This is a genomic window from Vibrio sp. D417a (assembly GCF_030248595.1).
GTDB classification, from domain to species: Bacteria; Pseudomonadota; Gammaproteobacteria; order Enterobacterales; family Vibrionaceae; genus Vibrio; species Vibrio alginolyticus.
In genome coordinates this window covers 17,878-33,671 of the sequence record NZ_JAHGAM010000004.1, presented here as the reverse complement: position 1 = coordinate 33,671, position 15,794 = coordinate 17,878, and the positions used below count along the sequence as shown (strand labels likewise).

Annotated in this window: 11 protein-coding genes; 5 read left to right on the top strand and 6 right to left on the bottom strand. The window is 42.0% G+C overall.

What is annotated here, in order from left to right; genetic code table 11:
• From KI742_RS03910 to KI742_RS03900, 3 genes are read right to left on the bottom strand one after another with little or no spacing between them, the layout of a single operon-like run.
• A complete protein-coding gene (locus KI742_RS03910; protein WP_017635347.1) occupies positions 1 to 597 on the bottom strand; it encodes a response regulator transcription factor in 597 nt (198 codons plus the stop codon).
• On the bottom strand, positions 590 to 1,756 hold the full coding sequence (locus KI742_RS03905; protein WP_285384829.1) for an EAL domain-containing protein: 1,167 nt from the start codon (positions 1,754 to 1,756) through the stop codon (positions 590 to 592). Before KI742_RS03905 ends, KI742_RS03910 begins: the two co-directional genes overlap by 8 nt.
• Complete coding sequence (locus tag KI742_RS03900) at positions 1,740 to 5,405, bottom strand: ATP-binding protein (protein ID WP_285384828.1); 3,666 nt, start codon at positions 5,403 to 5,405, stop codon at positions 1,740 to 1,742. Before KI742_RS03900 ends, KI742_RS03905 begins: the two co-directional genes overlap by 17 nt.
• Positions 5,406 to 5,852: 447 nt before the next feature.
• Here KI742_RS03900 and ylqF point away from each other — a divergent pair, with 447 nt between their 5' ends.
• Positions 5,853 to 6,797, top strand: coding sequence for a ribosome biogenesis GTPase YlqF (ylqF, locus tag KI742_RS03895; RefSeq protein ID WP_285384827.1), 945 nt, complete (start codon positions 5,853 to 5,855; stop codon positions 6,795 to 6,797).
• 337 nt (positions 6,798 to 7,134) lie between these two features.
• Entirely contained in the window at positions 7,135 to 8,316 is a 1,182-nt protein-coding gene (cqsA, locus tag KI742_RS03890) for an alpha-hydroxyketone-type quorum-sensing autoinducer synthase (protein WP_285384826.1), read from the top strand.
• A gap of 103 nt (positions 8,317 to 8,419) precedes the next feature.
• Here the strand turns inward: cqsA and KI742_RS03885 are convergent, their stop codons facing one another.
• Positions 8,420 to 10,465 carry a response regulator gene (locus KI742_RS03885; RefSeq protein WP_258460915.1) on the bottom strand — a complete coding sequence of 682 codons (2,046 nt, stop codon included), beginning with the start codon at positions 10,463 to 10,465 and terminating at the stop codon, positions 8,420 to 8,422.
• A 363-nt stretch (positions 10,466 to 10,828) separates the two neighbouring features.
• Here KI742_RS03885 and KI742_RS03880 point away from each other — a divergent pair, with 363 nt between their 5' ends.
• Positions 10,829 to 11,446, top strand: coding sequence for an HAD family phosphatase (locus KI742_RS03880; RefSeq protein WP_213968442.1), 618 nt, complete (start codon positions 10,829 to 10,831; stop codon positions 11,444 to 11,446).
• 89 nt (positions 11,447 to 11,535) lie between these two features.
• Here the strand turns inward: KI742_RS03880 and KI742_RS03875 are convergent, their stop codons facing one another.
• The gene (locus tag KI742_RS03875) at positions 11,536 to 12,084 is read right to left on the bottom strand and encodes a GNAT family N-acetyltransferase (RefSeq protein ID WP_005376525.1); all 549 of its coding nucleotides are present in this window, start codon (positions 12,082 to 12,084) and stop codon (positions 11,536 to 11,538) included.
• Between the two features lie 271 nt (positions 12,085 to 12,355).
• Between KI742_RS03875 and KI742_RS03870 the strand changes: the two genes are divergently transcribed.
• Together KI742_RS03870 and dcuC are read left to right on the top strand one after the other, a co-directional pair.
• A complete protein-coding gene (locus KI742_RS03870; RefSeq protein WP_005376527.1) occupies positions 12,356 to 13,480 on the top strand; it encodes a fatty acid desaturase in 1,125 nt (374 codons plus the stop codon).
• A 359-nt stretch (positions 13,481 to 13,839) separates the two neighbouring features.
• Positions 13,840 to 15,207: an anaerobic C4-dicarboxylate transporter DcuC gene (dcuC, locus tag KI742_RS03865; protein WP_203345392.1), complete on the top strand. Its 1,368-nt coding sequence runs from the start codon at positions 13,840 to 13,842 to the stop codon at positions 15,205 to 15,207.
• A gap of 102 nt (positions 15,208 to 15,309) precedes the next feature.
• Here dcuC and KI742_RS03860 read toward each other — a convergent pair whose 3' ends face one another.
• On the bottom strand, positions 15,310 to 15,666 hold the full coding sequence (locus tag KI742_RS03860; protein ID WP_005376535.1) for a hypothetical protein: 357 nt from the start codon (positions 15,664 to 15,666) through the stop codon (positions 15,310 to 15,312).
• Positions 15,667 to 15,794: the final 128 nt, after the last annotated feature.

Sequence of the window (15,794 nt, the reverse complement as noted above, 5' to 3'; positions counted from 1 at the left end):
TTACGCCCCCGCCACTCTTGTTAGCTCAACAATGTTCTTTACGTTAAATTTATCCAATAGACGACGTTTGTATGTGCTGACTGTTTTGTCACTTATTGATAGCACTGAAGCGATTTCTCGATTGGACTTTCCTTGTAATAAATACTTCATTACTGCGCTTTCTCTGCTTGAAAGTTGTGGCATTTCTCGAACGCTATTAACAACTTGCTTAAATTTGAAGAAGGTATACCCCTTCTCTACCGCTTCTATCGCGTCTTTAAGAATGTCGTGATTTTCCGATTTACACACATAGCCATCAGCGCCAGAACGAAAAGCCATTTGGCTGTACATTTGGCTAGTTTCAGCGGAGAAGAAAATGACTTTGCCTTCATAACCATGGGATTTGATACGTTTGTAGAAATCAAACCCATCGCAATCTGCCAAGTTCACATCTAAGATCAACAGTTGAATTTCTTCCTTTTTCAATATTTGTAATGCCATCTTCGCTGATGTTGCAGTAAATACCCCATTTGTTTTACCTAACTCTTCCAACAACGACTTGATTGCAACACAAACGAGAGGATGATCGTCAAAGATCAAGTAATTCAATTTATTCATATCTTTCATTTAGTATGGTTATGGCTTCTAGTGGCATGGGTTTATCAATGTAGAAGCCTTGGCAAAGATCAATGCCATACTCACGTATCGCTTGCAATGTGACTTCGTCTTCAATACCTTCCGCGACCAGTCGTATATTCAAACTTTTCGCTAACGCGCAAATAGCAACAACGATGTTGCGTTTTTTGATGTCGCATTCGACACCTTGTACAAACGAACGATCGATTTTTAACTCGTTGAATGGCAGTTGAGCCAGTTTTTCAAACGTCGATGACCCCGTGCCAAAATCATCTATTGAGACAGTGACACCGTTCATCCTCAACTTGAGTAAATTCTTGTACAGGGACGCGCTAGTCTGAAATGTATCTCGCTCTGTAATTTCAATGGTGATTTGTGATGGGTCAATCTCGCTCTCTAAACATTGCTGTAAAAAGTAATGAGAGAACGCCGTATCTTCTAAGTTTTCATGGTCTACATTGATGGATACGTTTTGCGTCAATCCGCGGTGTTTCATGTCATAGATAACATTACTCAATACAGCTTGAAACAACTCTCCAGAAAGGCGGCAACGCTCTACAATTGGCAAAAAATAATGAGGGGGTAACACACCATAAATAGGATGATTCCAACGCGCGAGCGCTTCATACCCAAGCACTTCCCCACTTTGCACATCGACTAAAGGCTGGTAATAATTTTTCACTCGCCCTTCAGCCAGAGCAAACAGGAATTCTTGATCTTCCACTTCAATAGGTTGAGCAAAGCTGACTTGTTTCGCTTTTTCATCTTTTATTTTACGTAACAAATCAACGACTTCATTTTCATCGTATGGCTTGGGTAGCTTCCCTAATACTTCAAAGCTAAATCCCTCGCACATGGCTCTTACCGCAGAAATAATGGTCAATTCCATTGCACTGACCAGTACAACTTGCCCCTGGTACTGGACTTTATCGAGCATTTCCATCATATCGATGCCGTCTTTTCCGGGCATTTGGATATCACAAAAAATTACGTCAAAATGTTGTTCCTGCACACTCTGAATAGCGGCATCCACACAGTTAAAAGGGATGACTTGCGCGCAATAGCGATCCAATATTTGCGTAAGTATTGTGGTTTGTAGCGGATGGTCATCAATCACCATCACATTAAATTGTGTATTCATTTGTCTCTACCCAATAGTTTATGTTTTCGATCTCCTGCTCGATTCGTAAAATTAGCTCCACTGTTCGCCTGTCAAACTCCGCAGCAGTAACTCGTTCTGCCTCAATGCAAAGCTCAGTCAGCATGCTTACCCCTATCGCCCCAACCGCTCCTTTGATGCCATGAATGACCCGTTTTTTGTCTCGCTCAGTCGATGCGGCGTTTAAGTTTTTTATATCTGTAGACATTGATTGACTAAACACGCGCGCAATCTCTTTTGCGTCCTGTGCTTTGAACCGTTTAATCCAGCCGGGCAGCCTACCCCTCTCTTTTTCGCCAATAAATGGAATCAAAACGGTTTTTAATTGATTAAGGTCATAGGGCTTGTAGAGCACATCATCAATGCCGATATCCTGTGTGCGCTCAATGGCAAGACGAGCATCTTCTGCTGTCACACCGATGATTGGAATTGCTTTAAATTCGGAGTTTTTCACGTGCCTAACAAGCTCATAGCCATCCATTTCTGGCATATGAAAATCGGTCAGCAGCAACACAACGTTTTCATCTTGGTTGATGTATTCCCATGCTTCGCGGCCGTTATTCACAATGACAGGTTCGATTCCAAGTTCATGAAGCTGCATTGCTATCACACTTTGGTTAATGGGATTATCTTCTGCGACCAGTACCGTGCCGAGAACCCAAGAAACCACTTCTTGATTTACGTCACTAAGCTTGGTTTCTTGCTGCGTTTGGCTGAGCAAATTGAACAATGTATCTGGATATTGAATCTCTCTTAGCGTAAGACTGCCAAGTACCCTTTGTTCGTCACGCAGCATTAGGCCATTAAAACTGGCATCGCTGTCGTGTATAGGGTGAAGGTTCGCCACCATTGTTTTTAACGTCGCTGGACGCATTTTCCACGCATCACACCACTGGCGAATATTAAGTGGTAAGCTCTCGCTATACGTCCAGTTCAAACAAACGTCTGGCTCAGAGTCGCAATGCTCAATTGGCAGTTTGACGGTAATCGTCGTGCCCAAGCCAAATTGTGAATCGATGCAGAGCACGCCGCCCATGCAGTCGATCAATCGGTCAACAATGCTCAGCCCCAATCCAGTACCGCCATATTTACGCGTAATAGTGTCATCCGCTTGAACAAAAGGATTGAGAATGCCTTCGAGTTGGTCATCCGTCATGCCGATACCTGAATCCGCCACTTTCAAAATAAGCTGCTTTTCATGAAGAATGACACTGATTCCAACCTCGCCTTCCGCAGTGAATTTCACCGCATTGGAGAGCAGATTGGTGGTAATTTGCACCAATCGCAGCGCGTCGATTTCAATGAAAGCATTCGAAAATGGTTTGATTGTCACTTTGTAATCCAAACCTTTCGCGAGCGCTCGTGGTTCAAAGCTTCGAAACACATCGCACAAGGTTTTAAGCAAGTCGGTCTTAGCTGGGGCGACGGTTAAGTGCCCTGCTTCTAACTTTGAATAATCCAGTACTTCGTCTACTAGCGTATTCAAATGATTGAGCGAGCGTATGGCTTGGGCAATTAACTCGCGATTTGAATCTGCCGTCACTTGGTGATTTAGCAGATCGAGGATGCCGTGTGCTGCCGACAATGGCGTTCTTAATTCGTGACTCATGGTTGCCAAAAAGTTTTCGCGCGCACGTACCGCGGTTTGCGCTTCTTTTTGCGCATCGATTAACGCCTGCTCACGTTCTTTTTGCTGGGTAATATCTTGAATAACCGTCAGTACAAACTTGTTCTTACCGCTAGGAGAAGCGATGACTTTGCGTTCTCGATATACATGTTTAATATCAAGTTCACAGCCCGACGAGGCAACCTCTTCTGAAACACGCTTTCCAGCAATAACAGTGGTCAGTTCATCAAAATTATTCACCAGAGGAGCGTGCGTAGAATCACTTTTCAACTTACATTGTTGGCACTGTTTACTGTTGTAGTTGGCACAATTGCTCATCTCCATATGGTTATTTTCACTATGGATAAAAACCAAGCTATTGATCTCTTTGATGATGTCCATCAGCCATTGCTTTTGCGCTTCCTCATTGTCAGCATTAAATTCGGCTAACCTCACTTTAAGTCGCATGTCAGATAAGGTGAAATACGCCGCAATTAACATGAGACAGAATATGAATGAACCAGCAACAACAAATGTAGCGATCTGCTCCGCGTCATAGCCATAAGTCAGTTTGAAGCTTCGGTGAGAACGCTGCAGTTTTTCGATCTCGTTAGAATCAATGGTTTCGATGATGCTGTTCAACATGTGTTGCAGTTGTGTATTGTGGTTTGCAACCGCAAATGCATTAGAGAACGTCAAAACGTCCTCCGCATTGATCACCAAGCCATCGACTTGATCTTGTGCAATCATGTTGTGAACGATGTCGTCAGGAATGTAAGCCACATCCAAAACGCCCGATTTCAAATCGGTAAGCAGCTTTTTCAAATCATCATAATGATCAACTTGGCCTTGCTGCCAAGTGCCCAAATGAACTAACCCTTGCTTTTTCAAAGTGAGCAGAATACCCGCTTCTTTCAATGCAGATTTATCTCGCTTGCTCTGCTCCGCTTGGATAGCCACGTAATTACTGTGCATGAATGGTTTAGTGAACAACCAATCTGACTTAGGTAGCTCACCCACATAAGAAACGGGGACTATATCGGCATCAAATGCCGTTAATCCATTAGAAAGGCTCGACGTCGGTTTCACATACTTAAAGCTCAAGCCAGTACGAGACTGCAATAAGTCGATGAAGTCTGGAAAGAAACCGTCTAGCTCGCCCGTTTGCGAATCTCGGTAGAGAAACGGATAAGCTTCGTCACTGCTGCTGTAAGTTATCACTAGTTTGTTTTGATGATTACGTCGGTAATCTACCAATAACTTATCACTGATATGGTAAGGATTTTTCGAGGCGACGGAGCGAATATTTTTTCCATTTTGCTCCCACTGAAGGATTTTGTTGATGTCATCGATCAGACTCTGTTTGTCCAACGAAGCGATAAAACTCACCTCTTCGTTTTTCAACCAACTGGGAATATCGACAACCCCTTTTACAATGTCATTCAAATCCAAATATTGGGTAATACCAACATAAGTGTAAATCAGCGCGTTCGCTTTACCTCGCTTAACTTCATTAAACGCCTCTAAACGTGTTTTAACGTAATGTATCTTATCGATACCGCGTTCAGTGAGGTTGTCACAATATACACTGCCCTCAACACACACCCATTTAAGATCACGCGCATCACTATCTCGGTAAGTGGCATTCCGATACCAAACAGCGATAGTGCTCGAAAAAAAAGGCATCGAAAACAAGAAACGCTTTTCTCTTGCTGCTGTTTTACTAAATCCAACCGCACCATCAATCCTCTTGCTTTCGACATCCGCAAGTAAAGACGGAATATGCTTGTAAGTCCGAAGTTCTAACTCATAATCCAAAGCTTTAGTAATGTTAGACAAATACTCAAGACTAATTCCGTACGAAGGACCAACGCTACCGTCAAACGAGTCTTTAGCTTCGTCTTGCGCAATAACACCAACGATGACCTTCGGTTTAGGACTCTGTTTGGCAGTTGAGCAAAAAGAACTCGCTAAAAAAATTAAGGCGACGGACGATACCGTAATACTTCTAAGAATACTGAGCATGACTGCTTCCTCTGAATGGAAGCTCAGACTAGTTTTTGTCAGATAAAAGTCAAACTTCGCTCAATAGCGAAATAAAAATAAAGCTTTGATATAAAACCAAAAAACCAAAATTCGTCAGAACAATCTGACAACACAATCCACCTTTGACTACACAGTGTTTGCGTTCGGTCTCTCACCCAGACGGATATTCACTGCGAGTCGGTATACATAAGGGATGTGTGCTTTTAGGTTTGCACGCCATAGCTTTTTACTTTCATCTTGAATGATTCATCATCATTCCATGATAAACTGGCGTATTAACATGAAAGAAAGCTCAACTCCGCGGTTTCGAGCAGCTTGAAGTAAACACAGTTTTAGAAAATGCGTTCTAGTATTGTGTCACTCAAGATTCACATTGCTACTTTTACAACCGCTGGAGCATTAGAAAAATTAAGGTATTAAATTCAAATGGTTAATAACTCAATCCAGTGGTTTCCTGGCCACATGCACAAAGCACGTAAAGAGATCGAAGAAGCAATCCCTCAAGTGGATGTGATCATCGAAGTACTGGATGCTCGTATTCCTTTCAGTAGTGAAAACCCTTTGATTTCTCAAATCCGTGGTGACAAACCTGTCGTTAAAGTTTTGAACAAACGTGATTTGGCCGATCCAGAATTAACTCAACTGTGGATTGAGCACTTGGAGCAAGAGCAACATGTAAAAGCAATGGCGATCACGACTTCTGAACCACAAGAAGTGCATCGAATCATGGAGCTTTGCCGCAAACTTGCCCCACACCGAGAAGAAATTGGTAAAAACATTCGCACCATGATCATGGGCATCCCAAACGTTGGAAAGTCGACGATCATTAACACCCTCGCAGGTCGAACAATCGCTGTAACAGGTAACCAACCCGCGGTTACACGTCGTCAACAACGTATCAACCTGCAAAATGGCATCGTATTATCTGATACTCCAGGAATTTTATGGCCAAAAGTGGAAAATCCACACAGTGGCTTCCGCCTTGCGGCTACCGGCGCGGTAAAAGATACAGCGATGGAATATGACGAAGTCGCATTCTATACCATTGAATACCTAGCAGCTCATTATGCAGATAAGCTTAAAGAGCGTTATCAAATTGAAGAGCTTCCAGAATCAGATATCGAGATCATGGAAGAAATTGGTCGTCGCCGCGGAGCACTACGTGCAGGTGGACGTGTTGACTTGCACAAAGTATCAGAGATCTTATTGCACGAACTTCGCCAAGGCACTTTGGGCCAAATTACATTAGAACGCCCAGAAATGATCACTCAAGAGCTGATTGAAGTCGAGGTTGAAACCGCCCGTAAAGAAGAAGAAAAAGCGAAGCGTAAAGAAGAGCGTCGTAAGCGCTATTTACGTAATAAGCGATAAGCTTGTCTTTTATCTACTCATGTTTCAAGGCGCGATTTTCGCGCCTTTTTTGTTATCTAATGCGCCCGTTTTTTCACTTTTCAAACTTTATATTCCTCATCCAAAATCCCAGATATGAAGCACGAAAAAAACACCGCAAAATCGCCGTATAAACTTTAAGCACAAACTAGTTTAGACCCCGGGCCCCTATAGAGTTACAGCCACCATCCAACCCTCAAATGTCGAGTTTGCAAGGGTCTGCAAACTTATGCAACCTGGTTAGTGACACTCTCCCCAAAATCCGCAATATGAATAAGTGTCAGCGCTGGCGTTTTTCCATATGAAGAAGAGATTTATTATGAGTGAAACTATACAAAGCAAACCACTTCCCTCCTTTATCGAGGAACGCCTAGATTTTTATATTCAAGATCTAATCGAACCGAATGAGAACAAAAAACACCTTGTTCTTGGTAAACGCCCACCGTGTAATGCCGTCGTCCTACAAAGCAATGATTACCTTGCACTGTCTCATAATAAGGAGATTCAAAACGCGCATCGTGATGCGATTTCCCAGCACGATGACAACGTCGTGATGTCCGCGATTTTCTTACAAGATGATGAATCGAAACCTGCATTTGAAACGCAACTAGCCAGTTTCGTTGGTATGCCTAGTTGTCTACTTTCTCAATCTGGTTGGGCTGCGAATGTCGGTTTATTGCAGACTATTTGTGCACCGAACATACCAGTGTACATTGATTTCTTTGCACATATGTCTTTGTGGGAAGGCGCACGTATTGCCGGAGCACAAATTCATCCGTTCATGCATAACAACACCAGTCACCTAAGAAAACAAATTTCACGTCACGGTTCAGGGATCATTGTTGTGGATTCGGTTTACAGCACTATCGGGACCATCGCTCCTCTACGTGATATCTACGAAATAGCACAGGAGTTTGACTGCGGCCTGGTTGTAGATGAATCACACTCTTTAGGTACACACGGTCCACAAGGTGCGGGGATACTCCAGGGTCTTGGCTTAACTCATAAGGTAGATTTTATTACCGTTAGTCTTGCCAAGACATTTGCTTATCGTGCTGGCGCGATTTTAGGCCCAGAAAAACTGGCGAAGACGCTTCCGTTTGTGGCGTACCCTGCAATATTTAGTTCTACCGTATTACCGCAAGAGATCATTCGGCTAGAGAAAACACTGGACGTCATAAGAAAATCAGATGATAAGCGAGATATTCTGTTTGAAAGAGCCAAGTCTTTAGCCGTTGGTTTAAAATGCATTGGATTTACTATTCGCAGTGAATCACAAATTATCGCATTAGAATGCGGCAACGAGAGAAACACTGAGCGAGTCCGCGATTTTCTCGAAGAGCGAAATGTTTACGGCGCAGTGTTTTGCCGCCCTGCAACTGGAAGGAACAAAAACATCATCCGTTTTTCAGTCAATGCCGACATGACAGCTGCTGAAGTTGATCATGTACTCACTGTCTGCCAACAAGCATTTGCACACCCTGACTTAGAGTTTGTGTAAGTTAGTGTGTAGATAAAACTAAAGAGCTCAACAGTTTTGCTGAGCTCTTTATTCGTGTTATTCGTTGTGAGCAACTCGCCTCAAGAAAACAAGCCGCGAATGATTAGATCCAGTTTGCGATTTTATCGAACAAGCGATTTTTATCCGCCGGTTTTACGATGAAGTCAGACATACCCGAAGACCCAATTTTGTCCAACGTGACAGGTGAACTATCCCCTGTATGTGCAATAATAGGTACCGACGCATAGTTTTTATCCGAGCTTCTAATTCGCCTAGACGCTTCTACACCATCCATAATTGGCATTTCGATATCCATCAGAATGAGATCAACATCTTCTTGCTCTAGTGTATCCAGAGCCTGCTGCCCGTCTTCTTTCTGAATCACTTCAAAGCCTTGCTTTTCAAGTAACATTGCCGTGAATTTACGCAAAGATTCATTATCATCCACGACCATAATTGTGCGCTTATTTGAATTATCTAACGTCACCGAGGCCGTTGGTGTCGATACATAGCTTGAATCATATAAGAGACGCTCAATAGTTGGTTTAGTATTCAATAACCAGGCTTGCGTTTCGATCCAAATAGGTTCATATGCAGCCTTACGTGCTCTCTGAGTCGGATGATGCTCAAAAAGATAAACGATGCGTGCTTCAGTGAAAGACAAGAGAGATTCTAATCTATCCAATTGGTTTGCTCTTGAATCTAAGCTCTCAAGATCGATAAAAATCAGATCGAATTCGAACTCGTACTCTTTCTTTTTGAGTACTTGGTTGGCATCTAAAATCGTCGAGTCAAAGCCCATAAAACGGCTAATATCTGTTACTTTAGACACCAAGATATCTTGGCTAGTCACCGTTAGAATGGTTTTGAGTTTAGTCAGATCGTTTTTGATTTCATTAACGGTATCAGATGTCGTTAGTGGGAAAGTTAATGTAAATTGAGACCACTCCCCTAACTGAGATTGACATTCAATGTTCCCCCCAAATGAACGCATGACTTTTTTACAAAACGGTAGACCCAAACCATAACTTCCTGATTTGCCAGTGGTGTAAAAGTCTTGAAAGATATTGCGTAGAACATCAGGAGCAATGCCAGCACCATTATCGGTTACAACAATTTGATTAAAGCGTTCTGAACTTATCATGGATACATGTATGTGAAAATCTTCAGATTTACGGTGATGGAAGGCATTCTTGAAGAGGTTATACATAACGTATTTAAGTAACGTATCACTACCTAGAAACTCAAACTCACTTCTCGCATCCAGCGATATGGCAAATCGATCAGTGGCACGTTTATAACTGAAGCTTTCAATTGCCTGTTCAACGACCGAGTGAACTGAATATTTTTTGAAGCTAGAACGAGAAACTCGATTTTCATCAATCGAAGTTAGCAATAAATCGATGGTTTCATTACCCGATTGGATAATGTTCATTGCATCCTGACTCACTTCACGTAATAAGGTGACATCCTCTACACTCATGACGTACTGCTCTTTTCCTGCCTCTTTCATGTTGGGCAAGATCGACTGGATAACATCTATTGAAGTGCAAAGCCCACTCAACGGGTTACGCATTTCATGTGCAATCCCTGCCCCGAATGATTTTGCCAGCGAGACTTTTGCTTCATGTTCAACTTGGTTACGAAAATAGAACAAATTACCGAAGACATAAATAAACAGAAAGATTGGCACATGAGTCCAATCCATGGTCAAGTCAAGATGGAACCCTTTTGCAACCCAAGCGAAGAATGTTGCTAAACCTATCCCTGCAAAGGTTTGAGCAAACATAACCCTAGTAACATGAACCAGTAAAATGTGTAAGAAAATTGCAGACATAAACGACATAACCCATACATTGGACCAGTCATTCATCAGTAACATATAAAAAAAGAAAAACGGTAAGCACAGCGTTATCGTCACTTGGTAGTAAATAGGAACATAATCTCTCCAAGTCGATGATAAGCGGTTTCTAAAAATGATGCCGAAAAACAATAACGAGCAAAACAATCTAAGAGGTAAATTTTCATAAGCCTGTGGAAAGGCAAACTCCCAGACAAAGTAGTACAGCGGAAAGCCAAGAAACCCCATCCAGCCAACGAGAGTTAGGTTTGGTTCTGCATATTGATAAACCTTACGTATCGAGTCCATATAATCTGTTTTGCTTACTCCGCCTGACGCACAATAGTGTGATTTTGATTCACTTTTATCATTTTATTATTAACTAATTATATATTAATCATCATTTATAAGCAGCGCGAAATGACGTAAACAGCTCGCAATACTTATCTTTAGTTTCAATCTTTTAAGACAGCTGCACTTGATTTACAACCAAATAAACAAAGTTGCATATAGTTTAGTGTAATTTTGCGATAATCGCTCTGTATCCAATTGGATGTTAATCTCATTTTGTTCTAGAAACTTAAGTCGCGCCTTTGGCACGGCTTTCCAACGATTTAAAAACAGCACTCACCGCATATAGCGCGGTGACAAACAATTGGCTTGGGGTGTGTCATGAATTCTTTCCAGATAAAAAATGTCATTTTTGATGTAGGTAATGTATTGGTACGCTGGTCTCCAGTAGAAGTCGTTCGCTTAACATTTGGTGGTTCCGTAGAGTCAGAGAAAATGGCTCAGATGCTATTTTCATCACAAATCTGGAAAGATTTAAATAAAGGGACGATCTCCGAAAGGGAAGCAAAACAGCGTTATCAACATGAACACCAAGTAACAACGGAAGAAATGGACCGCTTCTTTTATTATGTAAAACACACTCAAATATTACTTTACGGCAGTATAGAGCTGTTAAAACGAGTAAAAAGAGCCGGATATGGCGTATATGCGCTCACAGACAACATCAACGAAATTGTGGAACATCTTCGTACTACCTATGAGTTTTGGCCACTGTTTGATGGAGCAATCATCTCTTCTGAAGTTCAATTACTAAAACCACAAGCGGAGATCTACCAAACTCTACTTTCAAAGTATCAGCTTAACCCCGAAGAGACAGTATTTCTCGATGACATGCCTTACAATGTTGAAGGTGCCCGAGCAGTTGGCATGGCTGCTATTCAGTTTGAAAATGCTCAGCAATGTGAGCTCGAACTAAAAGCCATGGGGGTTAACTTCTAGAAAGCTTTTAATAACACATAACGTTAGGGTGCATAAACAAAAAAGAGCAGTGTTGAGACTGCTCTTATCTAGTGTTTTAGAACGCTAGGTTAGGAGTAAATCACGTTTTCCTCAATCCCACTAACTAATGACTGGGCGTTCTTCCAACGGAATACTTTTTCTAACACCTCTTTGCCATCAGGTGCGCGCCAAGTTCGCTCTTGATCCTCTTGTCCACCAATGTGGCGATAGAATTCAATCGCAGAAATGTTTTGCGACACAACTTCTAAATAAAGACCTGTGTCTTTAAAGTACTGCTGTTGCCATTCGGCGACAGCAAGTAATAGCTGCTTACCAATCCCACGACCACGGTAACTGTCATCAACATGCAATGCGTCAATAAAGGTTCCACGCTCGAAATCATGGTTGCCGAACACACAAACAAAGCCAAGTAGCAAACCTCCCTCCTCCGCCAAGACAATGTGCTGATTGAATGGTGGGTTGGTCAAACGGGTTTGCCAAATCAGTAGTTTGTCGTCAATCGCTTCTTTCTCAAGATAGTTATCACTAAGAATGCCACGGTAATGACGCTTCCAGCTATCCGCATGAAGATGCGCAATGCGCTCGTAATCCTTATATTCCGCTAATCGTAAATCCATTACGTATTCCTATTTTCTTACATTTTTGCTTCTTTATAGAGTCTCGGTATATTCCACCTTTATAACACTTGTTTCTTGGCAGATTTTATACACCTTAAGCCAGAGCTCACTTTTTAATACTACTCATTATTCAATTAAAAGCAAAATATCCCATCAAGTTCCTTAATCTACACCCAAAGGAATCATCACATTTGTCTAACTTTAATTTGACTTACATGTGTACGCTGATATTCTGGCGAACAGTTGTTAGCTCAAAGTTAGGGATACATCTGTGACTCAAAACAAACCACCTGTTATCTGGTTGAATACATTAATATTTTCTGCCAGTTTTGTTCTGACTTTTATTGTAATGCCTTGGTATGCATATCATTTTGGGCTGGGTTGGGAACATCTAATTTGGGGAGTGATTGCATTTAGTTTTACTAACCTTTCTATTACAGCAGGCTATCATCGTCTCTGGAGCCACAAAACATACGAAGCTCATCCTATTTTGCGCGCCATTTTTGCGATTGGAGGAGCATTTTCTTTGCAAAATAGTGCATTACATTGGTCTTCTGATCATCGTGTGCATCACAAACATGTCGACAATAACGATAAAGATCCGTACTCAGCCAAGCGGGGTTTTTGGTATTCTCACATTGGGTGGATGTTACGTGATTACAATAAATCAAAGGAAAACGAATATACAAACTGCCGTGACCTAAAGCGCGATAAAATCGTCATGTGGCAGCATAAGTATTATGTTCCACTTGCCCTACTGACTAATATTGGTTTCCCAGTCATACTAGGACTGATCTACGGTGATATCTGGGGGATGTTATTGGTCGTTGGTGCGGCTCGACTCTTTATGAGTCACCATACGACTTTTTTCATTAACTCCCTCGCACATATTTGGGGTAAGCAAACTTTCACAGACAAAAACACTGCTCGCGATAATGGTGTACTCGCCTTTTTCACATTTGGAGAGGGTTACCATAATTTCCATCATATTTTCGAGAATGACTATCGCAATGGCGTGTATTGGTGGCATTACGACCCAACGAAGTGGTTGATAAAGTCATGTTCTTGGCTAGGACTCACATCTAAGTTGCGCACAACGCCTACATTTAGAATTGAAAAAGCCCGTGCGAGTCAACTTTTGAAGAAAGCAAGAGAAAAGCTAGAATCGAAACCGAACACGCAAACAATCCTCGATCAGCTACAGCACGAGTTTGATACTCTAGTTCATCACATGCAGGAATACTACGAGATGCGCAAAGAAGTACTCGGTGCCAAAACTGCCAGTGTGGTAAAAAAATACGAATGTTCTGTAACGAAAATGAAGTACCAGCAAATTAAAGCAGAGTTCGAACGGCAGCAGCGTAGTTGGAACCTTATGGTTCGTCGATACGCATAGTTTATCCTCATTCTTACGATGACTTAGCTTCGCTTCGGCGAAGCTTTTTTGTTGTGAAGAGTGTTTTCCAATAATTGCTTACTGAGTAAAGTCTTTTTCCTATTGTGAATCAATTCACTCTTTATTCATTCACTTTCCTAGTCATATTTTCCTTCCTATAAATAGCTTCAAACCAGCACATAACACTTAGAAAACCAAATTCCAACAATACAATCTAACGAAATTATTTATTAAATTATTATTTGTCTCAGATCATGCAAGCCCCATATTTGTCTCGTGCCACAGCTAAGAATTCTGTAAATTCCTTGTCATAAACTGAAACAGTTTCTTTCTTTTTTACATAACATTCGGAGATCCCTATGTTAGAGCTCTTAATTGGCTTAGTGGTTACCATTGCGGTGGGTTACTTTATTGTCAAAGGCTATAAAGCTGCGGGCGTGTTACTGACAGCTGGTATTGCTTTACTTCTTATGACTGGCGTTTTGGGGCACGACGTGCTGCCGTCAAAAATCACCTCAACTGGTAACATGGTGACAGATGCGCTGGAATACGTGAAATACATGCTTCAATACCGCGGTGGCGGTCTTGGTATGCAAATCATGCTGCTTTGTGGTTTTGCGTCATACATGACTCATATCGGCGCGAACAACGTGGTAGTGAAACAGTTCTCTAAACCGCTTTCTGTCATCAAGTCTCCTTACGTCCTTTTGGTAGCGGCTTACATTGTGGCGTGTTTAATGTCTCTTGCGGTAAGTTCTGCAACAGGCCTTGGCGTACTATTAATGGCGACACTATTCCCAATGATGGTCGCGATGGGCATTTCTCGTCCAGCAGCCGTTGCAGTGTGTGCCTCTCCAGCGGCAATCATCCTTTCTCCTACTTCTGGTGATGTTGTTATCGCAGCAGAAAAGTCTGGTTTAGAGCTTGATGTGTTTGCGGTACAAACTGTGTTGCCTGTTTCTATTTGCGCAATCATCGTCATGGCAGCGGCAGCGTTCTTCTGGAACAAATACTTAGATAAGAAAGAAAATACGCCAATGGAAAAAATTGATGTATCAGAGATCAAAGCTGACGCACCAGCGTTTTATGCAGCTCTTCCATTTCTACCTATCATCGGCGTTTTCCTATTCAACGGTCGTACCATTCCAGGACTTAGTCTAGACATCTACACTATTGTGGTTGGTTCGATTTTCCTTGGATCTCTGATCCATTATGTTGTAAATAAGTTCGATGGTAAGAAATCACTAGAAGATTTAGATTCTTGTTACGCGGGCATGGCTGACGCGTTTAAAGGCGTTGTGATGCTTTTGGTTGCCGCAGGGGTTTTTGCACAAGGTCTGATGTCTATCGGCGCTATCGATAACCTACTTCATCTCGCAGACAATGCTGGTGCAGGCGGCGTTGCTTTAATGCTTATTCTAACTGCATTGACAGTTGCAGCAGCAATTGCAACGGGTTCGGGCAACGCGCCTTTCTATGCGTTCGTGGAGTTAGCACCATCTTTAGCTGCTAAAATGGGATTAAACCCTGCGTTCCTAATTATCCCGATGCTTCAAGCATCAAACCTAGGCCGTACTATCTCACCAGTATCTGGCGTAATCGTTGCGACATCAGGTATGGCAAACATCAGCCCGTTTGAGGTTGTAAAACGCACATCCGTTCCAGTTCTAGCAGGCCTTATCACGGTGATTATTGGTACTATGGTGCTTGTTCCAATGAGTGCCTAACGGTATTGCCACGATCAAACTAAAAGCAATATCCGAACAAAATTACGTTTAATTAAAAACGCCAGCAAATGTGCTGGCGTTTTTTTATTCTAATGTGATGATTTACGCTGACTTAAATCGGTCAGGAATCTTAGTGATGCTCTCTCTGTAGCTAAACCATAAGTAGGTAACGGCAAGCGAAAAGAATAAATATGAAAGTGCGAATACGATTGGAGACGTGATTAATTCCGCGGACATTCCCCACATCACACCGACTACGGTTATCGTCAACTTAGAAAGCATACCGCAAATGAGTAGGAATAAAGCAAGCTGTGGAAAGCGCGAGCTGCGAAATGCGAAGAAATAACAGCTCCCTACCGCTAAAGAAGCAATGGATAAGCCCAACATAAATGAATGGATGTGGTCTGCTGATGCGATACCAGCGGATACCGAAGCCATGAGTAATAGGAACAGTTTCATAAGTCACCTCACAACAAATCTAAAAAGCATCCCTTCATAAATGAAAACTCATTTTTCACTATATTTTGCGCCTAAAATCAGCAATTACAAGTTACTTTTTTGCTCACTTAATGAACACAAAAGCTAAT